The 21,832-nt window shown below is 53.5% G+C and carries 24 protein-coding genes; 16 read left to right on the top strand and 8 right to left on the bottom strand.

Going from position 1 to position 21,832, the window contains the following annotated elements:
• Position 1: 1 nt before the first annotated feature.
• Entirely contained in the window at positions 2-1,564 is a 1,563-nt protein-coding gene (gene hpaB / locus ACH0VJ_RS04235; RefSeq protein ID WP_000801496.1) for a 4-hydroxyphenylacetate 3-monooxygenase, oxygenase component, read from the bottom strand.
• Between the two features lie 217 nt (positions 1,565-1,781).
• A complete protein-coding gene (gene hpaR, locus ACH0VJ_RS04230; protein WP_000543922.1) occupies positions 1,782-2,222 on the bottom strand; it encodes a homoprotocatechuate degradation operon regulator HpaR in 441 nt (146 codons plus the stop codon).
• 274 nt (positions 2,223-2,496) lie between these two features.
• Here hpaR and hpaG point away from each other — a divergent pair, with 274 nt between their 5' ends.
• From hpaG to ACH0VJ_RS04185, 9 genes are all read left to right on the top strand, one after another.
• Positions 2,497-3,786, top strand: coding sequence for a 4-hydroxyphenylacetate degradation bifunctional isomerase/decarboxylase (gene hpaG, locus ACH0VJ_RS04225; protein WP_000679210.1), 1,290 nt, complete (start codon positions 2,497-2,499; stop codon positions 3,784-3,786).
• The gene (gene hpaE, locus ACH0VJ_RS04220; protein ID WP_000723524.1) at positions 3,783-5,249 is read left to right on the top strand and encodes a 5-carboxymethyl-2-hydroxymuconate semialdehyde dehydrogenase; all 1,467 of its coding nucleotides are present in this window, start codon (positions 3,783-3,785) and stop codon (positions 5,247-5,249) included. Before hpaG ends, hpaE begins: the two co-directional genes overlap by 4 nt.
• 1 nt (position 5,250) lies before the next feature.
• Positions 5,251-6,102, top strand: a complete 852-nt coding sequence (gene hpaD / locus ACH0VJ_RS04215; protein ID WP_000516978.1) for a 3,4-dihydroxyphenylacetate 2,3-dioxygenase — start codon at positions 5,251-5,253, stop codon at positions 6,100-6,102.
• Positions 6,103-6,111: 9 nt separating this feature from the next.
• Positions 6,112-6,492, top strand: a complete 381-nt coding sequence (locus tag ACH0VJ_RS04210; protein WP_001119849.1) for a 5-carboxymethyl-2-hydroxymuconate Delta-isomerase — start codon at positions 6,112-6,114, stop codon at positions 6,490-6,492.
• Between the two features lie 144 nt (positions 6,493-6,636).
• Positions 6,637-7,440, top strand: coding sequence for a 2-oxo-hept-4-ene-1,7-dioate hydratase (hpaH, locus tag ACH0VJ_RS04205; protein WP_000884795.1), 804 nt, complete (start codon positions 6,637-6,639; stop codon positions 7,438-7,440).
• 10 nt (positions 7,441-7,450) lie between these two features.
• Positions 7,451-8,242 carry a 4-hydroxy-2-oxoheptanedioate aldolase gene (hpaI, locus tag ACH0VJ_RS04200; protein ID WP_000785082.1) on the top strand — a complete coding sequence of 264 codons (792 nt, stop codon included), beginning with the start codon at positions 7,451-7,453 and terminating at the stop codon, positions 8,240-8,242.
• A gap of 71 nt (positions 8,243-8,313) precedes the next feature.
• Positions 8,314-9,690, top strand: coding sequence for a 4-hydroxyphenylacetate permease (gene hpaX, locus ACH0VJ_RS04195; RefSeq protein ID WP_001285795.1), 1,377 nt, complete (start codon positions 8,314-8,316; stop codon positions 9,688-9,690).
• Between the two features lie 9 nt (positions 9,691-9,699).
• Entirely contained in the window at positions 9,700-10,596 is an 897-nt protein-coding gene (hpaA, locus tag ACH0VJ_RS04190; protein WP_000336602.1) for a 4-hydroxyphenylacetate catabolism regulatory protein HpaA, read from the top strand.
• 13 nt (positions 10,597-10,609) lie between these two features.
• Positions 10,610-11,548: an MBL fold metallo-hydrolase gene (locus ACH0VJ_RS04185; RefSeq protein WP_000976561.1), complete on the top strand. Its 939-nt coding sequence runs from the start codon at positions 10,610-10,612 to the stop codon at positions 11,546-11,548.
• A gap of 407 nt (positions 11,549-11,955) precedes the next feature.
• On the opposite strand, the gene ACH0VJ_RS04180 is transcribed toward ACH0VJ_RS04185, so the two are convergent.
• The 3 genes from ACH0VJ_RS04180 to cbpA all read right to left on the bottom strand — a co-directional run bounded on the left by ACH0VJ_RS04180 (position 11,956) and on the right by cbpA (position 14,197).
• Positions 11,956-12,318: an anti-adapter protein IraM gene (locus tag ACH0VJ_RS04180; RefSeq protein ID WP_001537781.1), complete on the bottom strand. Its 363-nt coding sequence runs from the start codon at positions 12,316-12,318 to the stop codon at positions 11,956-11,958.
• Between the two features lie 653 nt (positions 12,319-12,971).
• Positions 12,972-13,277: a chaperone modulator CbpM gene (gene cbpM, locus ACH0VJ_RS04175; protein ID WP_001284251.1), complete on the bottom strand. Its 306-nt coding sequence runs from the start codon at positions 13,275-13,277 to the stop codon at positions 12,972-12,974.
• Complete coding sequence (gene cbpA / locus ACH0VJ_RS04170) at positions 13,277-14,197, bottom strand: curved DNA-binding protein (RefSeq protein WP_000420603.1); 921 nt, start codon at positions 14,195-14,197, stop codon at positions 13,277-13,279. Before cbpA ends, cbpM begins: the two co-directional genes overlap by 1 nt.
• A 235-nt stretch (positions 14,198-14,432) precedes the next feature.
• Here cbpA and ACH0VJ_RS04165 point away from each other — a divergent pair, with 235 nt between their 5' ends.
• The 5 genes from ACH0VJ_RS04165 to agp all read left to right on the top strand — a co-directional run bounded on the left by ACH0VJ_RS04165 (position 14,433) and on the right by agp (position 19,220).
• Positions 14,433-14,795 carry a copper resistance protein gene (locus ACH0VJ_RS04165; RefSeq protein ID WP_001118902.1) on the top strand — a complete coding sequence of 121 codons (363 nt, stop codon included), beginning with the start codon at positions 14,433-14,435 and terminating at the stop codon, positions 14,793-14,795.
• Positions 14,796-14,843: 48 nt separating this feature from the next.
• Entirely contained in the window at positions 14,844-16,730 is a 1,887-nt protein-coding gene (locus tag ACH0VJ_RS04160) for a protein-disulfide reductase DsbD (RefSeq protein ID WP_000972970.1), read from the top strand.
• Positions 16,727-17,350 (top strand): DsbA family protein, encoded by a 624-nt coding sequence (locus ACH0VJ_RS04155; RefSeq protein WP_000876682.1) that lies wholly within the window; start codon positions 16,727-16,729, stop codon positions 17,348-17,350. The genes ACH0VJ_RS04160 and ACH0VJ_RS04155 overlap by 4 nt, the downstream gene beginning before the upstream one ends.
• Positions 17,340-17,846, top strand: coding sequence for a protein disulfide oxidoreductase (locus tag ACH0VJ_RS04150; RefSeq protein ID WP_000907528.1), 507 nt, complete (start codon positions 17,340-17,342; stop codon positions 17,844-17,846). Before ACH0VJ_RS04155 ends, ACH0VJ_RS04150 begins: the two co-directional genes overlap by 11 nt.
• Positions 17,847-17,978: 132 nt before the next feature.
• Positions 17,979-19,220, top strand: a complete 1,242-nt coding sequence (gene agp / locus ACH0VJ_RS04145; RefSeq protein ID WP_000749206.1) for a bifunctional glucose-1-phosphatase/inositol phosphatase — start codon at positions 17,979-17,981, stop codon at positions 19,218-19,220.
• Between the two features lie 33 nt (positions 19,221-19,253).
• On the opposite strand, the gene ACH0VJ_RS04140 is transcribed toward agp, so the two are convergent.
• Both ACH0VJ_RS04140 and wrbA read right to left on the bottom strand, forming a co-directional pair.
• Entirely contained in the window at positions 19,254-19,481 is a 228-nt protein-coding gene (locus ACH0VJ_RS04140; protein ID WP_001143125.1) for a YccJ family protein, read from the bottom strand.
• Positions 19,482-19,501: 20 nt separating this feature from the next.
• Positions 19,502-20,098 (bottom strand): NAD(P)H:quinone oxidoreductase, encoded by a 597-nt coding sequence (wrbA, locus tag ACH0VJ_RS04135; protein WP_001062898.1) that lies wholly within the window; start codon positions 20,096-20,098, stop codon positions 19,502-19,504.
• 384 nt (positions 20,099-20,482) lie between these two features.
• On the opposite strand from wrbA, the gene ACH0VJ_RS04130 reads away from it, so the two are divergent.
• Positions 20,483-20,650 carry a general stress protein gene (locus ACH0VJ_RS04130; RefSeq protein ID WP_001273663.1) on the top strand — a complete coding sequence of 56 codons (168 nt, stop codon included), beginning with the start codon at positions 20,483-20,485 and terminating at the stop codon, positions 20,648-20,650.
• A 136-nt stretch (positions 20,651-20,786) separates the two neighbouring features.
• Positions 20,787-21,425, top strand: coding sequence for an HTH-type transcriptional regulator RutR (gene rutR, locus ACH0VJ_RS04125; protein WP_000083128.1), 639 nt, complete (start codon positions 20,787-20,789; stop codon positions 21,423-21,425).
• On the opposite strand, the gene ACH0VJ_RS04120 is transcribed toward rutR, so the two are convergent.
• Positions 21,422-21,817 (bottom strand): lysozyme inhibitor LprI family protein, encoded by a 396-nt coding sequence (locus ACH0VJ_RS04120; protein WP_000821068.1) that lies wholly within the window; start codon positions 21,815-21,817, stop codon positions 21,422-21,424. The genes rutR and ACH0VJ_RS04120 overlap by 4 nt on opposite strands.
• Positions 21,818-21,832: the final 15 nt, after the last annotated feature.

Below are 21,832 nucleotides of genomic sequence, written 5' to 3'. Positions count from 1 at the left end.
GTTATTTCAGCAGCTTATCCAGTTGATTGATGTCGTCGTTATTGTGCAAATGCGAAACCGTCCAGCCATTCTGATCGTATTCGGAGAGGCAGCGATCGACCATTGCCATCATCTTATCCATATTGCCGGAGCTCTGGGCCTGACGCAGGCACTGCAGACGAATTTCATCCTGGCTGCCCGAGTAGTTAATCTCGTACAGCTCATGGCGACCGCCAAACTCGCTGCCGATGGCATCCCACATCAATTTAAGAATTTTGATACGTTCAACATGGTCCATTCCGTTAGAGCCGCGTACGTATTTCGCCAGGTACTGGTCGATTTGCGGATTATTCAGATCGCGGGCGCTGGAAGGCAGGTAAATCAGGCCGCTGGTAACGTTACGTTCAATAATATTTTTAATTTTCGCGTAGGCCATTGGGGCCATCACACGATAGGTTTGCAGCGCGGCGTGGTCCGGTAGCCAGGCGCCGTTTACCCACGGGGTTGCTTCGGAACACATAGAATCGCTCAATGCCCAGAACATATTGCGCCAGGCCACGACTTCGCCGAGATCGGCCTGCACACCCCGGAACTCTACGGTACCCGTACATTCGAGCGATTTTTTCAGCAGCGCGGTAATGAAATCAAGTTTAACCGCCAGACGAACACAGGCTTGCAGTGGATACATACGGGCAAAGCCGCCTTCCATCGTCCAGCGACGGCAACGATCGAAATCACGGTAAATCAACACGTTTTCCCACGGGATCAACACCTTGTCCATCACCAGAATGGCATCGTTTTCATCAAAGCGGCTGGAGAGTGGATAATCAAACGGCGAGCCCGTCGCGCCCGCGACCATTTCATACGAGGCGCGTGAAATAAGTTTTACGCCTTCGGCATCCATTGGCGCGACAAACATCAGAGCGAAATCCGGGTTTTCGCCCATCACCTGGGCTGAGCCGAAACCAATCATGTTGTAGTGAGTCAGGGCGGAGTTAGTGGCGACGACTTTCGCCCCGCTGACAATAATCCCGGCGTCCGTCTCTTTCTCCAGCTTGATATAGACGTCTTTCACTTCGTCGGCAGGTTTGTGGCGGTCAATGGGCGGGTTGACGATTGCATGGTTAAAGTACAGGCCGGTCTCCTGAATACGGGTGTACCAGTTGCGGGCGTTCTGCTCAAACTGGCCGTAGAAGGCTGGGTTAGCGCCCAGGGCGCAACCAAAGGCGGCTTTGTAATCCGGTGTGCGTCCCATCCAGCCGTAACTCAGGCGTGACCACTCGGCGATAGCATCACGCTGTTGGCGCAGATCGTCTGCGCTTTTCGCAACGCGGAAAAATTTATGCGTATAACCGCCGCTGCCGGTATCGGTATTCCAGCATAGGGTATCTTGCATCGACGGTTTATGTAATGCGTCATACAGTTGTGCGACAGAGGCTGCGGCATTGCGGAATGCCGGATGTGTCGTAACATCTTTAACGCGTTCGCCGTAAATATAAATTTCCCGCCCGTCCTGCAGGCTTTTTAAATACTCTTCGCCCGTTAACGGACGCTTGTTATCAGTACGAAAATCTTCAGGTTTCATTGCGGCCTCTTCCTCGTTAATCGGAATGTTTTGTTAATAATATGTTTCTTATTTGTTGTTTAATTGAATAGGCAGAAGCGTAAACTGTGAAGAGACTTTCAGGACAACGGCGGGTACTTTTCAGATGAACGTCGAAGAAGAAGAGTAAAATGCGATCGCCGTCAACGTTGTAAGCGGGAGGGGATTCCCGTGTCGGCGGCGTGGGAAGGAAAGAATACTATGCTTCCGCTTCGCTATCAGGATGCTGGCGTCCCAGAGCAATAAGATCGTCCAGCAGCAGCATCAATTGCTGTGTTTTTTCGGGCGTGAAATCGGCCTCAATTTTTCGATAAGCCTCTTCTACCTGGCTCCGGGCACGGGCGTACAGCGTTTGTCCCTGCTCCGTCAACATGACATATAACTTACGCTGATCGTTAACCGGCTTGAGTCGCAACACCAGTCCGTCTCGCTCCATGCGCGTCAATATTCCGGTCAGACTTGGACGCAAAATACAGGTACGAAAGGCCAGCTCGTGAAAATCCATAGAGGGGCTATCGGCCAGGATTCGCACAATGCGCCATTGCTGGTCGGTCAGATTGTGGCTTTTAACGATGGGGCGGAAATAGGTCATTGCCGCTTCGCGCGCCTGAAGCAATGCGATGGTTAATGAATCATGCATAAGCGTTTCTCTTTTGCAGAATTATTAATACCTGAATAATCGTGTTTACCGATGTGAGCTATGACATCTGTTTTATGTCCAAAGTTTAACAGAAACAAAGGCTTTTATTTAACTATTTGATATATATGTATTTAATAATAAATTTGTGAAAATATTGTTAATCACATCACAAATACTTTACTTCAGCTTGCTAAATGTACAGCGAAAGCATAAATCTAATCATTAATATATTAATGAAATCACAGCCCGTTAAATCGGCCTGAGGAGTTTATGTATGAAGGGTACTGTTTTCGCCGTTGCGTTAAACCATCGCAGCCAGCTTGATGCCTGGCAAGAGGCTTTCTCTCAGCCTCCCTATAATGCGCCGCCTAAAACCGCAGTGTGGTTCATCAAGCCGCGTAATACGGTGATTCGTCACGGCGAACCCATTCCTTATCCGCAGGGAGAAAAGGTACTGAGCGGCGCGACAGTGGCGCTCATTGTGGGGAAAACCGCCAGCCGGATACGCCCTGAAGCGGCGGCGGACTATATCGCCGGGTATGCGCTGGCTAACGAGGTCAGCCTGCCGGAAGAGAGCTTTTATCGCCCGGCGATTAAAGCGAAATGTCGCGATGGCTTTTGCCCGCTGGGTGAAATGGCGCCGCTGAGTGATGTGGATAACCTCACCATTATCACTGAAATCAACGGACGAGAAGCGGACCACTGGAATACTGCTGATTTACAGCGTAGCGCCGCACAACTGCTTAGCGCGTTAAGTGAGTTCGCTACGCTTAACCCTGGCGATGCGATCTTACTCGGTACGCCGCAGAATCGCGTTGCGCTGCGTCCCGGCGATCGGGTGCGTATTCTGGCGAAAGGTTTACCCGCTCTGGAAAATCCGGTTGTCGCAGAAGATGAATTCGCCCGCCACCAGACTTTTACGTGGCCGCTGTCAGCGACGGGTACGTTATTTGCGCTGGGGTTGAACTACGCCGATCACGCCAGCGAGCTGGCATTTACGCCGCCGAAAGAGCCGCTGGTATTTATCAAAGCGCCAAACACCTTTACCGAACATCACCAAACGTCGGTGCGCCCGAACAACGTCGAATATATGCACTACGAAGCCGAACTGGTCGTGGTGATTGGCAAAACGGCGCGTAAGGTGAGCGAAGCCGAAGCCATGGAGTATGTGGCCGGTTACACCGTCTGTAACGACTACGCGATCCGCGACTATCTGGAAAACTACTACCGTCCGAATCTGCGGGTAAAAAGCCGCGACGGCCTGACGCCGATAGGCCCGTGGATTGTGGATAAAGAGGCGGTTTCTGATCCGCACAACCTGACGTTACGCACCTTTGTCAACGGTGAGCTGCGGCAGGAAGGGACGACCGCCGATCTGATCTTCAGCATCCCGTTCCTGATTTCTTATCTGAGCGAATTTATGACGTTGCAACCGGGCGACATGATTGCCACCGGTACGCCGAAAGGGCTGTCCGATGTGGTGCCGGGGGATGAAGTTGTCGTGGAAGTAGAAGGCGTGGGTCGCCTGGTTAACCGAATCGTCAGTGAGGAGAGCGCAAAATGAAGAAAATAAATCATTGGATTAACGGCAAAAACGTTGCAGGTAACGACTACTTCCAGACCACTAACCCGGCGACCGGTGACGTGCTGGCGGAAGTGGCCTCCGGCGGTGAAGCAGAAGTGAACCAGGCTGTCGCGGCGGCAAAAGAGGCGTTCCCGAAATGGGCCAACCTGCCGATGAAAGAGCGCGCGCGCCTGATGCGTCGCCTTGGCGATCTGATTGACCAGCATGTGCCGGAAATCGCGGCGATGGAAACCGCCGACACCGGCTTGCCTATTCACCAGACTAAAAACGTGCTGATCCCGCGCGCCTCGCATAACTTCGAATTCTTCGCCGAAGTGTGCCAGCAGATGAACGGCAAGACCTATCCTGTTGACGATAAAATGCTCAATTATACGCTGGTGCAGCCCGTCGGCGTCTGCGCGCTGGTGTCGCCGTGGAACGTGCCGTTTATGACCGCGACCTGGAAAGTCGCGCCGTGCCTGGCGCTGGGCAACACCGCGGTGCTCAAAATGTCCGAGCTGTCGCCGTTGACTGCCGACAGGTTGGGCGAGTTGGCGCTGGAGGCAGGAATTCCGGCAGGCGTGCTGAACGTGGTGCAGGGCTACGGCGCGACGGCGGGCGATGCGCTGGTACGCCACCATGACGTGCGTGCGGTGTCGTTTACCGGCGGTACCGCCACCGGTCGCAATATCATGAAAAATGCCGGCCTGAAAAAATACTCGATGGAGCTGGGCGGCAAATCGCCGGTGCTGATTTTTGAAGATGCCGACATTGAGCGCGCGCTGGACGCCGCGCTGTTCACCATCTTCTCGATCAACGGCGAACGCTGCACCGCCGGGTCGCGCATCTTTATCCAGCAGAGCATTTACCCTGAGTTCGTGAAGCGCTTTGCCGAACGCGCGAATCGCCTGCGTGTCGGCGATCCGACCGACCCGAACACCCAGGTCGGCGCGCTGATTAGCCAACAGCACTGGGAAAAAGTCTCCGGTTATATCCGCCTCGGCATTGAAGAGGGCGCAACGCTGCTGGCGGGCGGTGCGGAAAAACCCACTGACCTGCCTGCGCATCTGAAAGGCGGTAACTTCCTGCGCCCAACCGTGCTGGCCGATGTCGACAACCGTATGCGCGTCGCGCAGGAAGAGATCTTTGGGCCAGTCGCCTGTCTGCTGCCATTCAAAGACGAAGCGGAAGGGTTACGTTTGGCGAACGACGTGGAATACGGTCTGGCCTCTTATATCTGGACCCAGGACGTGAGCAAAGTGTTGCGCCTGGCGCGTGGGATTGAAGCCGGCATGGTCTTCGTCAACACCCAGAACGTCCGCGACCTGCGTCAGCCGTTCGGTGGCGTGAAAGCCTCCGGTACCGGGCGCGAAGGCGGCGAATATAGCTTCGAAGTGTTTGCGGAAATGAAAAACGTCTGCATCTCAATGGGCGACCATCCTATCCCAAAATGGGGAGTTTGATATGGGCAAGTTAGCGTTAGCAGCAAAAATTACCCACGTGCCGTCGATGTATCTTTCTGAACTGCCGGGAAAAAATCACGGTTGTCGTCAGGCAGCCATTGATGGGCATATTGAAATAGGCAAGCGTTGCCGCGAAATGGGCGTTGACACCATTATCGTATTCGACACCCACTGGCTGGTGAATAGCGCTTACCACATTAATTGTGCCGACCATTTCCAGGGCGTCTATACCAGCAACGAATTGCCGCACTTTATTCGCGACATGACCTATGACTATGACGGTAATCCGGAGCTCGGCCACCTGATCGCCGACGAGGCAGTCAAACTGGGCGTGCGCGCTAAAGCGCATAACATCCCGAGCCTGAAGCTGGAGTATGGCACGCTGGTGCCGATGCGCTACATGAACAGCGACAAGCACTTCAAAGTGGTCTCCATCTCGGCGTTCTGTACTGTGCATGACTTTGCCGACAGTCGCAGACTGGGCGAAGCCATTCTCAAGGCGATTGAGAAATATGACGGTACCGTAGCGGTATTCGCCAGTGGTTCTCTGTCGCACCGTTTTATTGACGACCAACGGGCGGAAGAGGGGATGAACAGCTACACCCGCGAGTTCGATCATCAAATGGACGAGCGCGTGGTCAAGCTGTGGCGCGAAGGCAAATTCAAGGAGTTTTGCACCATGTTGCCGGAGTACGCCGACTACTGCTACGGCGAAGGCAACATGCACGACACGGTCATGCTGCTGGGAATGCTGGGTTGGGACAAATACGACGGCAAGGTGGAGTTCATCACCGACCTGTTCGCCAGCTCCGGTACCGGCCAGGTGAACGCTGTTTTCCCGCTGCCTGCGTAAGGGGGGGTTATGCCGCACTTTATTGCTGAATGTACTGAAAATATTCGCGAGCAGGCTGATTTACCCGGCCTGTTCAGCAAGGTAAACGAGGCGCTGGCCGCCAGCGGAATTTTCCCCATCGGCGGTATCCGCAGTCGCGCCCACTGGCTGGATACCTGGCAGATGGCTGACGGTAAGCATGATTACGCGTTTGTGCATATGACGCTGAAAATCGGTGCCGGGCGCAGCCTGGAGAGCCGTCAGGAAGTCGGCGAAATGCTGTTTGGGCTGATTAAAGCCCACTTCGCCGACCTGATGGAGAACCGCTATCTGGCTCTGTCGTTTGAGATTGCCGAGTTACATCCGACGCTCAATTACAAACAAAACAACGTACACGCGTTATTTAAATAGCACACTCTTTCGCCCGGTGGCGCTGCGCTTACCGGGCCTACAAAAAAAACGATGCACGAAGCAATACCGAACCGTAGGCCGGGTAAGACGCACCCGCGTCGCCACCCGGCGCAGCAGCACCGAATGACGTAACAGGAAGCAACTATGCTCGATAAACAGACCCATACCCTGATCGCCCAGCGGCTTAATCAGGCTGAAAAACAGCGTGAACAGATTCGCGCAGTGTCGCTGGATTATCCCAACATCACTATTGAAGATGCCTATGCCGTACAGCGTGAATGGGTCAATATCAAGATCGCCGAAGGGCGCACGCTCAAAGGCCACAAAATCGGCCTGACCTCAAAAGCGATGCAGGCCAGCTCGCAAATCAGCGAACCGGATTACGGCGCGCTGCTTGACGATATGTTCTTCCATGACGGCGGCGATATCCCCACCGACCGTTTTATCGTCCCGCGTATTGAAGTGGAGCTGGCGTTCGTGCTGGCGAAACCGCTGCGCGGCCCTCACTGCACGCTGTTCGACGTCTACAACGCCACGGATTATGTGATTCCGGCGCTGGAACTGATTGACGCCCGCAGCCACAACATCGACCCGGAAACCCAGCGCCCGCGCAAAGTGTTCGACACCATTTCCGACAACGCCGCCAACGCCGGGGTGATCCTCGGTGGTCGCCCCATCAAACCAGACGAGCTGGATCTGCGCTGGATCTCCGCGCTGCTCTATCGCAACGGCGTGATCGAAGAAACCGGCGTCGCCGCAGGCGTGCTGAATCATCCGGCCAACGGCGTGGCGTGGCTGGCGAACAAGCTTGCCCCCTACGATGTCCAGCTTGAAGCCGGGCAGATCATCCTCGGCGGCTCGTTCACCCGCCCGGTGCCGGCGCGCAAGGGCGACACCTTCCATGTCGACTACGGCAACATGGGCGCGATCAGTTGCCGGTTTGTGTAAGGAAAAAACGATGAAAAATGCTTTCAAAGACACGTTAAAAGCGGGGCGTCCGCAAATCGGTTTGTGGCTGGGGCTTGCCAACAGTTACAGCGCTGAACTGTTAGCGGGCGCCGGCTTCGACTGGCTACTGATCGACGGTGAACACGCGCCAAACAACGTGCAGACGGTGTTGACCCAGTTGCAGGCGATTGCGCCTTATCCCAGCCAGCCGGTGGTGCGTCCGTCGTGGAACGATCCGGTACAGATTAAGCAACTGCTCGACGTCGGTGCGCAAACGCTGCTGATACCGATGGTGCAGAATGCCGATGAAGCGCGAAACGCCGTAGCGGCTACGCGTTATCCGCCTGCCGGTATTCGCGGCGTGGGCAGCGCGCTGGCGCGGGCATCGCGCTGGAATCGCATTCCGGACTATCTCCACCAGGCCAACGACGCCATGTGCGTACTGGTGCAGATTGAAACGCGTGAGGCGATGAGCAATCTGGCGTCAATTCTCGACGTGGATGGCATTGACGGCGTGTTTATTGGTCCGGCGGACCTCAGCGCCGATATGGGCTTTGCCGGCAATCCGCAGCACCCGGAAGTGCAGGCGGCGATTGAGAACGCCATCGTGCAGATACGCGCGGCGGGGAAAGCGCCGGGGATTCTGATGGCCAATGAAGCACTGGCGAAACGTTATCTGGAACTGGGGGCGCTATTTGTCGCCGTCGGCGTTGACACCACGCTGCTGGCGCGCGGCGCGGAGGCGCTGGCGGCGCGCTTTGGCGCAGAAAAAAAGCTGTCCGGTGCGTCCGGCGTCTATTAAGCCTGGCCCGGTAAGCGTAGCGCTACCGGGCAACCGTAGTACCCTACAAAATTCCCATCAGAGGAAAAAAAATGAGCGACACATCATCTGCACTTCCGGAAAGCCCCGAGTCTGTCCGTTCGCACAACGCGCTCAGCACGGGTCAACAAACCGTCATAAATAAACTGTTCCGCCGACTGATCGTATTTTTATTCGTGTTGTTTATCTTCTCGTTTTTAGACCGTATCAACATCGGTTTTGCCGGGTTGACGATGGGGCAGGATCTGGGGTTAAGCGCCACCATGTTTGGCCTTGCCACGACGCTGTTTTACGCCACCTACGTCATTTTCGGCATTCCCAGCAACGTGATGTTGAGCATCGTCGGCGCCCGCCGCTGGATTGCGACCATTATGGTGCTATGGGGCATTGCATCTACCGCCACGATGTTCGCGGTGGGACCGAAAAGCCTGTATGTGCTGCGAATGCTGGTGGGCATTACCGAAGCGGGCTTTTTGCCAGGAATATTGCTCTATTTAACTTACTGGTTTCCGGCATTTTTCCGCGCCCGCGCCAACGCATTATTTATGATTGCCATGCCGGCCACTACCGCGTTGGGGTCGATTGTCTCCGGCTATATTTTATCGCTGGACGGCATATTCAATCTGCATGGATGGCAGTGGTTATTCCTGTTGGAAGGATTTCCGTCAGTTTTGTTAGGCATTATGGTCTGGTTTTACCTGGATGATACCCCGGCAAAAGCCAAATGGCTGACGGCAGAGGATAAAAAATGTTTGCAGGAGATGATGGATAATGACCGCCTGACGCTGGTTCAGCCGGAGGGGGCCATCAGCCATAACGCCATGCAGCAGCGTAGTCTGTGGCGCGAAGTATTCACGCCAATTGTACTGATGTATACGCTGGCCTATTTTTGCCTTACCAATACGCTTAGCGCCATTAGTATCTGGACGCCGCAAATCCTGAAAAGTTTTAATGAAGGCAGCAGCAATATCACCATCGGCCTGCTGGCGGCGATCCCGCAGATTTGTACTATTCTGGGCATGATTTACTGGAGCCGCCATTCGGACAAACATCAGGAGCGTAAACATCACACGGCGTTGCCGTTCCTGTTTGCCGCCGCGGGCTGGCTGCTGGCGTCGGCGACCGACCATAACCTGATCCAGCTCCTGGGGATCGTGATGGCATCCACGGGTTCCTTTAGCGCGATGGCGATCTTCTGGACCACGCCGGATCAGTCGATCAGTTTACGCGCCAGGGCGATAGGCATTGCGGTCATCAATGCCACCGGCAATATTGGCTCCGCGCTCAGCCCGTTTATGATTGGCTGGCTAAAAGATATCACCGGTAGCTTCAATAGCGGCCTCTGGTTTGTCGCTTCTCTGTTAGTCGTCGGTGCCGCCATTATCTGGCTCATTCCCATGAAAGCATCGCGTCCGCGCGCCACCCCTTGAGGAGAAACTATGTGCCAACGTGCGATCGCCAATATTGATATCAGCAAAGAGTATGACGAAAGCATGGGCAGTAACGATGTGCATTATCAGTCGTTTGCTCGTATGGCGGATTTCTTTGGTCGTGATATGCAGGCGCATCGCCACGACCAGTTTTTTCAAATGCACTTTCTTGATACCGGGCAGATTGAGCTACAGCTCGACGATCATCGCTATTCGGTGCAGGCGCCGCTATTTGTGCTTACGCCGCCCTCGGTGCCGCATGCTTTTATTACCGAATCGGATAGCGATGGCCATGTTCTGACGGTACGCGAAGAGCTGGTTTGGCCGCTGCTGGAAGTGCTTTATCCCGGCACCAGAGAGGCCTTCGGCCTGCCGGGAATCTGTCTGTCGCTGGCGGATAAACCCAACGAGCTGGCGGCGCTCAAACATTACTGGCAGCTAATTGAGCGGGAGTCCACGGAACAACTGGCTGGCTGCGAACATACCCTGGTGCTACTGGCGCAGGCTGTATTTACCTTGCTGTTGCGTAATGCGAAGCTGGACGATCACGCCGCAACCGGGATGCGCGGTGAACTGAAACTTTTTCAGCGCTTTACCCTGTTAATTGACAACCACTTCCATCAGCACTGGACGGTGCCCGATTATGCCTGCGAGCTGCATATTACCGAATCTCGTTTGACCGATATTTGCCGACGTTTTGCTAATCGCCCGCCTAAACGCCTGATTTTTGATCGGCAATTACGCGAGGCGAAACGACTGCTGCTTTTTTCCGACAATGCTGTCAACGAGATCGCCTGGCAATTAGGTTTTAAAGATCCGGCTTATTTCGCCCGTTTCTTTAATCGCCTTGCTGGCTGTTCTCCTTCGCAGTTTCGCCAACGTGAAGTTCCCTCTTTTCTCAACTAAGAAGAGTAAAAACATGATGAAAAAAAGCGTCGCTATGCTGGCGGTTTGTATGCTGGCGCAAAGCCACCTTGCCATTGCTGCCGGTACTCCTGCGCCTCAAGAGATCAACATTGTTTTACTGGGCACCAAAGGCGGGCCTTCTTTGCTCAATACAGCCAGACTACCGCAAGCGACGGCGCTCACTATCGGCGATAAAATATGGCTGATAGATGCCGGCTACGGCGCCAGTCTGCAACTGGTGAAAAACGGCATTCCACTGCGCAACATCAATACTATTTTGCTCACCCATCTGCACAGCGACCACATACTGGATTATCCTTCCTTGCTGATGAATGCCTGGGCAAGTGGTCTGAAAGACCATACCATACAGGTTTATGGCCCGCCGGGAACCCAGGCGATGACGAAGGCTAGCTGGAAGGTCTTTGACAGGGATATCACGTTACGCATGGAAGAAGAGGGGAAACCCGATCCGCGCAACCTGGTTAAGGCGACCGATATTGGCCAGGGCGTCATCTATAAAGATGAACTGGTCACAATAAGCGCGCTGAAAGTGCCTCATTCCCCTTTTCCGGACGGTGAAGCGTTTGCTTACCGTTTTGATACCCAGGGTAAGCGAATCGTCTTCTCTGGCGATACGTCCTGGTTTCCGCCGCTTGCAACGTTTGCCCAAGGGGCGGATATCCTGGTACATGAGGCGGTACATGTCCCTTCGGTAGCAAAACTGGCTAATAGTATTGGCAACGGAAAAACGCTGGCTGAAGCGATTGCGTCGCATCACACCACGATTGAAGATGTCGGTAAGATTGCTCGCGAGGCCCACGTGAAAAAACTGGTGTTAAGTCATCTGGTGCCTGCGACGGTTGCGGATGACGTCTGGCAACAGGAAGCCATGAAAAATTACCCGGGCCCTGTCATTGTCGGTCATGACAATATGACGATAAGCGTACCGTAAGTATCAGGGCAGGGGTAAACCCACGGGCTGACATGATGTCAGCCCGTTATGCTTTTGGCGATCAGCATAACGCGCAGAGCTTTTGTCTAAAACATTATTTTTTCTAAACACTACTTGCTGATTTTTATGCACAATAAAGGTAAGATGATTGCTCTGGTGAAATATCACTAAATAAGAATGTCACGGATGGAATTTATACAGTGTTAAAAGCAATGCGTTTCTTTGTCTGCCGGCCATCAGTAATATCCTCTGTACCGGCTCCTCGTTGCCAAAGTGAAGGTTAGATTAAACGAATCAAAAAATATCCGAACTGTACAATTTTTATATCAAACATATTTAACTGCAAAATACTGCAAACGTGCGCGAATACACTTAATCAGTAGTATGGCTAATGCATACTTTATTTCCTAAACTTTCTTATTATCTATTTGAATATTTCTGGTTAAACCAAATGGACAAACGGATACCAGACACTCGAAAGGATAACTGCAGGCTTCTGGTTTAGGATTGCAGTTACCAGGACAGTGGCTATTTTCTTTAAGCGATTTCCATAGAACAGGATTAAACCTGGTAACGTTGTAAACAGTAACGGGATAAAGTTTATCGTTTATTAAGACCCCCTTATTAAAGGGGATGATAATGCTACCTGGAGGCATGTAAACATCTGCCTGATACCATAAGGTCAATCTAAGATTTTTTAGGCTATGTATGCATGAGAACGACACTCCGGTAGAGGGACTTATAACTGTATCAACGACCTTCCATTCCATTACAGAAACCTTTTAAGTGAAATAGTCAATGGTGTAAATTACATTTTCCGCAAGCCTATTCAGGATAGATGAAAATCTGAGAAACATAACTCGTTGAAAACGATCGTTTTTTATTGACCACTCTATTTATATTGATTTTTTAATAAGTTATTTATTTTATGCTCTTATTTTGTTTACATTCTATTACATTTTTGTATTTTATACGTGGTGTAAATATTGGGCGGTAGTGGATGTTATAACGCTCAATTATTAAACTGTAAGTGACTGTTGTATTTCTTATTTATAAATATCGCAACCTGTAAGCGCAGCGGTACATTTTACCCGGCATTGACAGGGAGAAGGTACGTATCAACCAGAGAGTACAAAACAGTGAAAGAATATATTCTTCAGGCAATAAATGATCGCTAACGTGTAAAAATAACCGACGTATCTAAAAAATGTGAACGTGTGGCTGGTCTTTATTTAAACGATGATCTTCGCAATGGCGCATTAATGGCTGACATTGGCGGTTCGTTGATCGGGTTGTGCGCGGTGAAAGGCTATATTTCTTCCGTTGGGGGAAGTATGTCAGAGGCATTCTGGTATTATACCGGGTGCATGTAAATCCGGGGTGGGCAGAAAGCCCACCCTCGGTTTATTGCCTTTATCGTGGATTAGGGATGCGAGATAAAGCGAGAAAGGCGTTGCAGCAGTAACCGGTTTTCTTCGCGCAGCCGTGAATTCTCTTCCAGCAGCGTTAACGCGACCGCGATCCCAGGCCAGTCGAGCGCCAGCTCCTCGCGTAAGCGTAGCGCGCGTTGTACCACGCTCGCTGCGCGATCGTCGAATTGCCAGTCGGCGTTATCGTCTTCGTAAGGCTCAATTACGCCAAGTCCGACGATTTCGTTTAGCTCTTCTTCCGTCACGCCGGTGTGCAAACAAAATTCGGTGATGGTAAAGGTGACAGTGATGTTAGCCATTATGCTTTCCCCCATTGCTGGCGTGGGTCAAAGGACGACTGCGCGTCCGCCAGTTGTTGCCACAGGGCAGCTGTTTTCTCGTCAGGTTTCGGCGGCATAACGATTTTGATGATGGCATAGAGATCGCCAGTGTGCTTTTTACTGGCTAATCCTTTTCCTTTGATACGCAGCCGCTGACCTGCCTGGCTGCCGGGGGGAATGGTCAGCAAAATACGCTCTTTAAGCGTTGGCACAGACACCTTAGCGCCGAGCGCCGCCTCCCATGGGGCAAGCGGAAGGACGACTTCCAGATCCTGATTGACGATATCAAAGAGCGGATGCGGGGCAATATGGATAACGAGCCATAAATCGCCATTAGGTCCGCCGTTTTCCCCCGGCGTGCCCTGGCCTTTCAGTCTGATTCGTTGCCCATTGCTGACGCCAGCCGGGATTTTCACATTCAATGTTTTGGGAATTTCCCGCTCCACCAGGCCGAACGCGTTATAAACGGGGACGGAATAGCTAATCGTACGCTGGTGCTCTTCCAGCGTTTCTTCCAGGAATACCGCCACTTCAATTTCGATATCATGACCGCGTGCGGCGTGGCGGTGGTGCGAATGGCGACCGTGCTGACCAAAAATAGACGAGAAAATATCATCAAAATCTTCAGCGTTATACGGCTGGCCTTCGTGTTGCTGGAACTGGCGATTAAATTGTGGATCGTTACGGTGTTGCCATAACTGGTCATACTCGGCGCGCCGTTGCTCATCACTCAGCACTTCCCATGCTTCAGCAACCTCTTTGAAACGGGCTTCGGCATCGGGTTCTTTGCTGACATCTGGATGGTACTTGCGGGCCAGTCGGCGATAGGCGGTCTTAATCGTCTTGAGATCGTCCGTCGGTTTCACGCCCATAATGGCGTAATAATCCTTAAGTTCCATAGCATCATCTCGCTAAATCAATACATACAGAAGGGACCCCAAAAAGGTTTCTCCACTAAGTGTAGGGTAAACCTGAAAAGTGCGTATGAAAACACCAGTTATATCATTAGTAAGAATAAATTACGTTGTTCGACTATCAGAAGGTTGCGCAGCGCGCCGACATAACTTTACAGGGGAAAGGTTGCCAAAACCGCGCCAGTGGCTAAGATAACTCGCGTTAAACAGTGAGGGCGCAATGGCGAAACAACAACGGATGGGCTGGTGGTTTCTTTGCCTTGCATGTGTCGTGGTAATGGTTTGTACCGCGCAACGCATGGCGGGTCTGCACGCCTTGCAGATGCAGGCGACGGCCTCTGCTGCGGTGGTCAGCGCTCCCTCCTCGACAGATGACGGCTCGCCGGTCACCCCCTGCGAATTAAGCGCCAAGTCGCTGCTGGCGGCGCCTCCGGTACTCTTTGAAGGCGCTATCCTTGCGCTTTGTCTACTGCTTTCCTTACTGGCGCCTGTCCGGGTCATGCGCCTGCCGTTTTCGCCTCCACGGGCTATTTCGCCGCCCACATTACGGGTACATCTACGATTTTGTGTCTTCCGTGAATGACAGACCGGTTATTGCTAACGGTTAATTACTCATTCACGGAGAAAAAATATGATGATTTTGTTCAGGCGGATACTGTTCTGCCTGTTATGGCTTTGGCTGCCCGTTTCCTGGGCGGCGGAAAGCGGCTGGCTGCGTTCGCCCGATAACGACCATGCCAGCATACGGCTACGTGCCGATACGTCCGCTAACGGTGAGACCCGGCTGTTGCTGGATGTCAAACTGGAAAACGGCTGGAAAACCTACTGGCGCGCGCCGGGGGAAGGGGGCGTGGCGCCCTCTATCGCCTGGAAAGGCGACATGCCTGAGGTAAGTTGGTTCTGGCCAACCCCCTCGCGCTTTGATGTGGCGAATATCACCACCCAGGGATATCACGACGAGGTGACCTTTCCGATGATCGTGCGCGGTACGCCGCCCGCGACCTTGAGCGGCGTGTTGACGTTATCAACCTGCAGCAATGTTTGTCTGTTGACCGATTACCCCTTTTCCGTGACGCCCACTGTGCAGAATGCCGATTTTGCCCATGACTATGCGCGGGCGATGGGTAAAGTTCCGCTCCGCAGTGGACTAACGGACTCGCTTGACGTCGGCTATCGCCCGGGAGAACTGGTGGTCACTGCTACGCGAGCGGCGGGCTGGTCATCGCCCGGGCTCTATCTTGACACCATAGATGACGTCGATTTTGCGAAGCCTCGCCTGCGCGTAGAGGGCGACAGGTTACAGGCGACGGTGCCGGTGACGGACAGTTGGGGCGAAAAGGCGCCCGATTTGCGCAACAAATCGCTGACCCTCGTGTTAGCCGATGGCGCTATCGCCCAGGAGAGCACGCAAACCATTGGCGCTGCGCCAGCGCAAACGCCGGACAATGCGGCGCTACCTTTCTGGCAAGTTGTAATGATGGCGCTGATCGGCGGACTGATTCTTAATTTAATGCCCTGCGTACTGCCGGTTCTGGGCATGAAACTTGGCTCTATTTTATTGGTAGAGGAAAAAAGCCGCTCTCACATCAGGCGACAATTTTTGGCTTCGGTCGCCGGTATCATTGCGTCATTTATGGCGCTGGCGGCGTTTATGACCCTCCTTCGCCTGTCAAACCATGCGCTGGCCTGGGGAGTCCAGTTCCAGAATGCATGGTTTATTGGTTTTATGGCGCTGGTGATGTTGTTGTTTAGCGCCAGCCTGTTCGGGCTTTTTGAGTTCAGGCTTCCCTCATCTATGACCACGAAACTGGCCACTTACGGCGGTAACGGTATGTCGGGACATTTCTGGCAGGGGGCATTCGCCACGCTGCTGGCGACGCCTTGTAGCGCGCCGTTTCTGGGCACGGCGGTCGCGGTGGCGCTCACGGCGTCGCTGCCGACGCTGTGGGGGCTGTTCCTTGCGCTTGGCCTGGGAATGAGCGCGCCGTGGCTACTGGTCGCGATACGACCAGGGCTTGCGCTACGTTTACCGCGCCCCGGGCGCTGGATGAATGTCCTGCGCAGGATCCTCGGTCTGATGATGCTGGGGTCGGCTATCTGGCTGGCGACGTTACTCCTGCCGCATTTCGGCTTCACTGCGTCAAAGAGCGCGCAAGACACGGTTCAGTGGCAACCGTTGAGTGAACAGGCAATCCAGTCGGCGCTGGCGCAGCATAAGCGGGTATTTGTCGATGTCACTGCGGACTGGTGTATTACCTGTAAAGTGAATAAATACAACGTCCTGCAAAAAGAGGATGTGCAGGCCGCCTTGCAACAGCCGGATGTTGTGGCGCTGCGGGGAGACTGGACGCTGCCGTCCGATGCTATTACAGATTTTCTGAAAACGCGTGGCCAGGTCGCCGTGCCGTTTAATCAGGTATATGGCCCCGGCTTGCCGGAAGGGGAGGCATTGCCCACTTTGCTGACCCGCGATGCGGTATTACAAACGTTGAAAAAAGCGAAAGGAATAACCCAATGAAATACATGATTGTTTTGCTGCTGGCGCTGTTTTCGACGCTGAGCATCGCGCAAGAAACCGCCCCTTTTACGCCGGATCAAGAAAAGCAGATTGAAAATCTGATCCATGCGGCGTTGTTTAACGATCCTGCCAGCCCGCGGATAGGCGCTAAACACCCTAAGCTGACGCTGGTGAACTTTACGGATTACAACTGCCCGTACTGCAAACAGCTCGATCCGATGCTGGAAAAGATTGTGCAGAAATATCCTGACGTTGCGGTCATTATTAAACCGCTGCCATTCAAAGGAGAGAGTTCCATACTGGCGGCGCGTATTGCGCTGACTACCTGGCGCGAGCATCCGCAACAGTTCCTCGCGCTACATGAAAAACTCATGCAAAAGCGCGGTTACCATACGGATGACAGTATTAAACATGCCCAGCAGAAAGCAGGGGCTACGCCAGTGACTCTGGATGAAAAAAGCATGGAAACGATACGCACTAATTTGCAGTTGGCAAGGCTGGTCGGCGTGCAAGGAACGCCAGCGACGATCATTGGCGACGAGCTGATTCCGGGCGCAGTGCCCTGGGATACGCTGGAAGCGGTGGTGAAAGAAAAACTGGCGGCTGCCAATGGCGGGTAAACTGCGGCGTTGGCTGCGTGAAGCCGCGGTTTTTCTGGCGCTCCTCATCGCGATAATGGTGGTCATGGACGTCTGGCGCGCGCCGCAGGCACCTCCGGCGTTTGCCGCGACACCATTACGTACGCTGACGGGAGAGTCGACAACTCTGGCGACATTGAGCGAAGAACGCCCCGTACTGCTCTATTTTTGGGCCAGCTGGTGCGGGGTATGCCGCTTTACTACGCCTGCGGTCGCTCGCCTGGCGGCGGAAGGGGAAAACGTCATGACCGTTGCGCTCCGCTCCGGCGATGACGCTGAGGTTGCCCGCTGGCTGGCGCGCAAGGGCGTTGACTTCCCGGTCATCAATGATGCTAACGGCGCCTTATCCGCTGGATGGGAAATCAGCGTGACGCCAACGCTGGTGGTGGTTTCACAAGGTCGGGTTGTGTTCACCACCAGCGGCTGGACCAGCTATTGGGGCATGAAGCTTCGGCTGTGGTGGGCAAAAACGTTCTGAATATGCGCCGGGGTTTCCCGGCGCTAACGCGTTTACTGTAAGAAAAACCCCCGTTTTGCGAAATCGTTCCCGGAAAAATGATCCATTTCTGTCACACTCAGAACGATTTGATAACAACAAGAGGTCATAGGGATGAAAAAATCATTACTCGCTGTTGCTGTGGCAGGGGCTGTTTTGTTGTCATCCGCCGTACAGGCGCAGACAACGCCGGAGGGTTATCAATTACAACAGGTGCTGATGATGAGCCGCCATAATCTGCGGGCGCCGCTGGCGAATAATGGCAGCGTACTGGCGCAGTCGACGCCGAACGCCTGGCCGGCGTGGGACGTTCCCGGCGGGCAACTGACGACGAAAGGCGGCGTGCTGGAAGTCTATATGGGACACTACACACGTGAATGGCTGGTCGCGCAGGGGCTGATACCGTCGGGAGAATGTCCGGCGCCCGACACGGTATATGCCTATGCGAATAGTTTGCAGCGCACCGTCGCCACCGCGCAATTTTTCATTACCGGCGCTTTCCCCGGCTGTGATATTCCTGTTCATCATCAGGAAAAAATGGGCACTATGGACCCTACCTTCAATCCGGTAATTACCGATGATTCCGCCGCGATCCGGCAACAGGCCGTACAGGCGATGGAAAAGGCGCGTAGTCAGCTACATCTTGATGAGAGTTATAAACTGCTTGAGCAGATAACGCATTATCAGGACTCGCCGTCCTGCAAAGAGAAGCATCAGTGTTCGCTAATCGACGCGAAAGATACCTTCAGCGCGAACTATCAGCAAGAGCCTGGCGTGCAGGGGCCGCTTAAAGTAGGGAACTCGCTGGTGGATGCGTTTACCCTGCAATATTACGAAGGGTTTCCGATGGATCAGGTCGCCTGGGGCGGCATCCACACCGATCGGCAGTGGAAGGTGCTGTCAAAACTGAAAAACGGTTACCAGGACAGCCTGTTTACCTCACCCACGGTGGCGCGCAATGTCGCTGCGCCGCTGGTGAAATATATCGATAAGGTGCTGGTTGCCGATCGCGTTAGCGCGCCGAAGGTTACCGTGCTGGTGGGGCATGATTCCAATATCGCGTCGCTGCTGACGGCGCTGGATTTTAAACCCTATCAGCTCCATGACCAGTATGAGAGAACGCCGATTGGCGGTCAGCTTGTCTTCCAACGCTGGCATGACGGCAACGCTAACCGGGATTTGATGAAAATCGAGTATGTCTACCAGAGCGCCCGGCAGTTACGCAATGCGGAAGCGTTAACGCTCAAATCGCCCGCGCAAAGGGTAACCCTGGAACTGAAAGGATGTCCGGTGGATGCGAACGGCTTCTGTCCGCTGGATAAGTTCGATAACGTCATGAACACTGCTGCAAAATAGCCATATGCCCCCGCGCAGGCGGGGGCGTTTGTGTTATACGTTTTTACGTTCGATGATTTGTTCGCCCCAGAAGAGCGAGTCTTTGTCCGTTTTCTCAAAGGCTTTGATCAGCACCTCATCGCTACCTTCTTCCCATATTTTTTCTGCCAGTTTCTCGTCATAGTGAGCGACTTCAAAAATGGCTTCGGCAATTTCCGGCGACGTATTACGCAGGCTTGCCCATTCGCCGACGCGGTGCGCTTTTGCTTCTTGAGTTGGCATTCGAATCCTCCTGTTGAAGATTAGCCGTTGAGTTTGACTGCCAGACCGGCGACGTATTCCCCCTGATAGCGAGCGATAGAGAGTTCCTCCTGGCTTGGTTGACGTGAACCGTCGCCTCCGGCGATAGTCGTTGCGCCGTAAGGCGTGCCGCCGCGAACCTGGGAGACGTCAAAGAGTTCCTGTGCGGCATAGCCTATCGGGACGATCACCATCCCATGATGGGCAAGAGTAGTCCAGGTCGAGGTGATGGTCTGCTCCTGGCCGCCGCCTGTTCCGGTAGAACTGAACACGCTGCCGAGCTTGCCGTATAGCGCGCCGGATGCCCACAGTCCGCCGGTTTGGTCCAGGAAGGTACGCATCTGGCCTGACATATTGCCAAACCGGGTTGGCGTACCAAAAATAATGGCATCGTAATCCGCCAGCTCCTGTGGGGTGGCAACCGGTGCGTTTTGCGTTTTACCGCCAGCTTTTGCGAAGATTTCAGGCGGCATTGTTTCTGGCACACGCTTTATAATGACCTCTGCGCCGTCGACTTTCTTTGCCCCTTCCGCCACCGCGTGCGCCATGGTTTCAATGTGTCCGTACATGGAATAATAGAGCACCAGAATCTTTGCCATTTGTACTACTCCTCAGATTAATCAGGTGTGTAGCGATTCGCTACGTCTATTTAAAGATATGCTCTCCTGTGAAGAGTGCAAATTTCAGCGCCATTTCTTTGATTTATAACAATAATTAATTTGGCGACCTTTGTTGCAAAATGATACATTTTTAAGCGCTTTGATTTTCCCAAATATAAGAATAACTTATTTATTTCTTATTGTTATTATTCTGCGTATTCGGCTTCCAATGTTGCAGAATATTTCGGTAAGCGGCCTACCACGACGTTTTTCACTATGCTTAATGTTACGCGGCGTTACTGATGATATCGTTCATACGCTGCGCGAGGAGATACTCCTCATTACCTATGCAATATGATGTCTAATCTATGACGGAGGTCAGTAATGGCAAACCATCGTGGCGGTTCCGGTAATTTTGCGGAAGACCGCGAAAGAGCATCAGAAGCAGGTCGTAAAGGTGGTCAGCACAGCGGGGGCAATTTTAAGAATGACCCGCAGCGTGCATCCGAAGCAGGCAAAAAAGGGGGCAAAAGCAGTAACCGTAATAGCTAGCCTGCGTCACAACAGCAAGACGCTGAGCGTTTCGCGCTAAAAAGCGTCATGCGCCACCGCCGCCGGATTTCCGGCGGTTTTTTTGTTTATAAGCCGGATTTGGTATGCTTGCGTCCTGACGAAAAGGAGAGGGCGCATGTCGCAACGCACAGAGAAAAAAATCGGAAAACGTTCGCAGGCCACCGGTGCAAAACGGCAGCTTATCTTAACCGCCGCGCTTGCCGTTTTTTCCCAGTATGGCATTCATGGCGCGCGTCTTGAGCAGGTCGCCGAGCGGGCTGGCGTCTCCAAAACCAATCTGCTTTATTATTATCCCTCGAAAGAGGCGCTGTATGTCGCAGTAATGCGACAGATCCTGGATGTCTGGCTGGCGCCGCTCAAGGCGTTTCGCGCAGAATTTTCCCCTCTGGAGGCCATCAAAGAGTATATCCGTCTCAAGCTGGAGGTTTCGCGTGATTATCCGCAGGCGTCGCGGCTCTTCTGCATGGAGATGCTGGCGGGCGCGCCGCTCTTAATGGAGGAACTGACCGGCGATCTAAAAGCGTTGATAGATGAAAAATCCGCGCTGATTGCCGGATGGGTGCACAGCGGGAAACTGGCGCCCGTTTCTCCGCATCATTTGATCTTCATGATTTGGGCCGCCACGCAACATTATGCCGATTTCGCCCCTCAGGTTGAAGCGGTAACCGGCGCGACGCTTCGCGATGAAGCCTTTTTCAACCAAACGGTCGAAAGCGTTCAGCGCATTATTATTGAAGGGATTCGCGTGCGTTAACCGGCTGGCGGCAGTGGGCAGCTCAAATCACCCTCTTCACATTGCAGCAGCGAGGCTAAAAACGCTTCGCGTTCGTTCGTTTTATCGGTCAGGCACTGGCTGGCGATCATGGGTTGCACGCTGCCGCCCTCCGTACCTGAGCGAATCAGAGCGCAATCGGCGTCCCGCAGGGCAATCCATGCCACCTGCGCTTTTTGCAACAGCTCGCGCTGCGGCGGTTGCGCACGCTTAATCGCGCTTTGATAGGTTTCGTTCAGCTTTTTATCTGCCGCCTGGTATTGCGCGGCGGCGCAGCGATTCATTTCCAGCTGCGTACTGGCGCTGGCACACTCATCGGCCAACGCCTGACTGCTGAACCACAACGCCGCGCAGGTAAGGAAAATTCGTTTCATACGGTCCTCTGACGC

The sequence above is a fragment of the Salmonella sp. 2020_1459 genome (assembly GCF_043847915.1).
Lineage (GTDB): Bacteria > Pseudomonadota > Gammaproteobacteria > Enterobacterales > Enterobacteriaceae > Salmonella > Salmonella enterica.
The sequence above is the reverse complement of the archived record's forward strand: the minus strand, read 5'-3'. Positions and strand labels throughout refer to the sequence as shown.

Excerpts from the sequence above, each read along its gene's own strand:
- hpaH (WP_000884795.1), top strand. The coding sequence starts at position 6,637 with ATGCTCGATAAACAGACCCATACCCTGATCGCCCAGCGGCTTAATCAG.
- rutR (WP_000083128.1), top strand. The coding sequence starts at position 20,787 with ATGTCGCAACGCACAGAGAAAAAAATCGGAAAACGTTCGCAGGCCACC.
- ACH0VJ_RS04210 (WP_001119849.1), top strand. The coding sequence starts at position 6,112 with ATGCCGCACTTTATTGCTGAATGTACTGAAAATATTCGCGAGCAGGCT.
- ACH0VJ_RS04185 (WP_000976561.1), top strand. The coding sequence starts at position 10,610 with ATGATGAAAAAAAGCGTCGCTATGCTGGCGGTTTGTATGCTGGCGCAA.
- hpaB (WP_000801496.1), bottom strand. The coding sequence starts at position 1,564 with ATGAAACCTGAAGATTTTCGTACTGATAACAAGCGTCCGTTAACGGGC.
- ACH0VJ_RS04150 (WP_000907528.1), top strand. The coding sequence starts at position 17,340 with ATGGCGGGTAAACTGCGGCGTTGGCTGCGTGAAGCCGCGGTTTTTCTG.
- cbpM (WP_001284251.1), bottom strand. The coding sequence starts at position 13,277 with ATGGCTAACATCACTGTCACCTTTACCATCACCGAATTTTGTTTGCAC.
- hpaI (WP_000785082.1), top strand. The coding sequence starts at position 7,451 with ATGAAAAATGCTTTCAAAGACACGTTAAAAGCGGGGCGTCCGCAAATC.
- ACH0VJ_RS04180 (WP_001537781.1), bottom strand. The coding sequence starts at position 12,318 with ATGGAATGGAAGGTCGTTGATACAGTTATAAGTCCCTCTACCGGAGTG.
- wrbA (WP_001062898.1), bottom strand. The coding sequence starts at position 20,098 with ATGGCAAAGATTCTGGTGCTCTATTATTCCATGTACGGACACATTGAA.
- hpaG (WP_000679210.1), top strand. The coding sequence starts at position 2,497 with ATGAAGGGTACTGTTTTCGCCGTTGCGTTAAACCATCGCAGCCAGCTT.
- hpaR (WP_000543922.1), bottom strand. The coding sequence starts at position 2,222 with ATGCATGATTCATTAACCATCGCATTGCTTCAGGCGCGCGAAGCGGCA.
- cbpA (WP_000420603.1), bottom strand. The coding sequence starts at position 14,197 with ATGGAACTTAAGGATTATTACGCCATTATGGGCGTGAAACCGACGGAC.
- ACH0VJ_RS04160 (WP_000972970.1), top strand. The coding sequence starts at position 14,844 with ATGATGATTTTGTTCAGGCGGATACTGTTCTGCCTGTTATGGCTTTGG.
- ACH0VJ_RS04120 (WP_000821068.1), bottom strand. The coding sequence starts at position 21,817 with ATGAAACGAATTTTCCTTACCTGCGCGGCGTTGTGGTTCAGCAGTCAG.
- ACH0VJ_RS04140 (WP_001143125.1), bottom strand. The coding sequence starts at position 19,481 with ATGCCAACTCAAGAAGCAAAAGCGCACCGCGTCGGCGAATGGGCAAGC.
- hpaD (WP_000516978.1), top strand. The coding sequence starts at position 5,251 with ATGGGCAAGTTAGCGTTAGCAGCAAAAATTACCCACGTGCCGTCGATG.
- hpaX (WP_001285795.1), top strand. The coding sequence starts at position 8,314 with ATGAGCGACACATCATCTGCACTTCCGGAAAGCCCCGAGTCTGTCCGT.
- agp (WP_000749206.1), top strand. The coding sequence starts at position 17,979 with ATGAAAAAATCATTACTCGCTGTTGCTGTGGCAGGGGCTGTTTTGTTG.
- hpaA (WP_000336602.1), top strand. The coding sequence starts at position 9,700 with ATGTGCCAACGTGCGATCGCCAATATTGATATCAGCAAAGAGTATGAC.
- ACH0VJ_RS04165 (WP_001118902.1), top strand. The coding sequence starts at position 14,433 with ATGGCGAAACAACAACGGATGGGCTGGTGGTTTCTTTGCCTTGCATGT.
- ACH0VJ_RS04130 (WP_001273663.1), top strand. The coding sequence starts at position 20,483 with ATGGCAAACCATCGTGGCGGTTCCGGTAATTTTGCGGAAGACCGCGAA.
- hpaE (WP_000723524.1), top strand. The coding sequence starts at position 3,783 with ATGAAGAAAATAAATCATTGGATTAACGGCAAAAACGTTGCAGGTAAC.
- ACH0VJ_RS04155 (WP_000876682.1), top strand. The coding sequence starts at position 16,727 with ATGAAATACATGATTGTTTTGCTGCTGGCGCTGTTTTCGACGCTGAGC.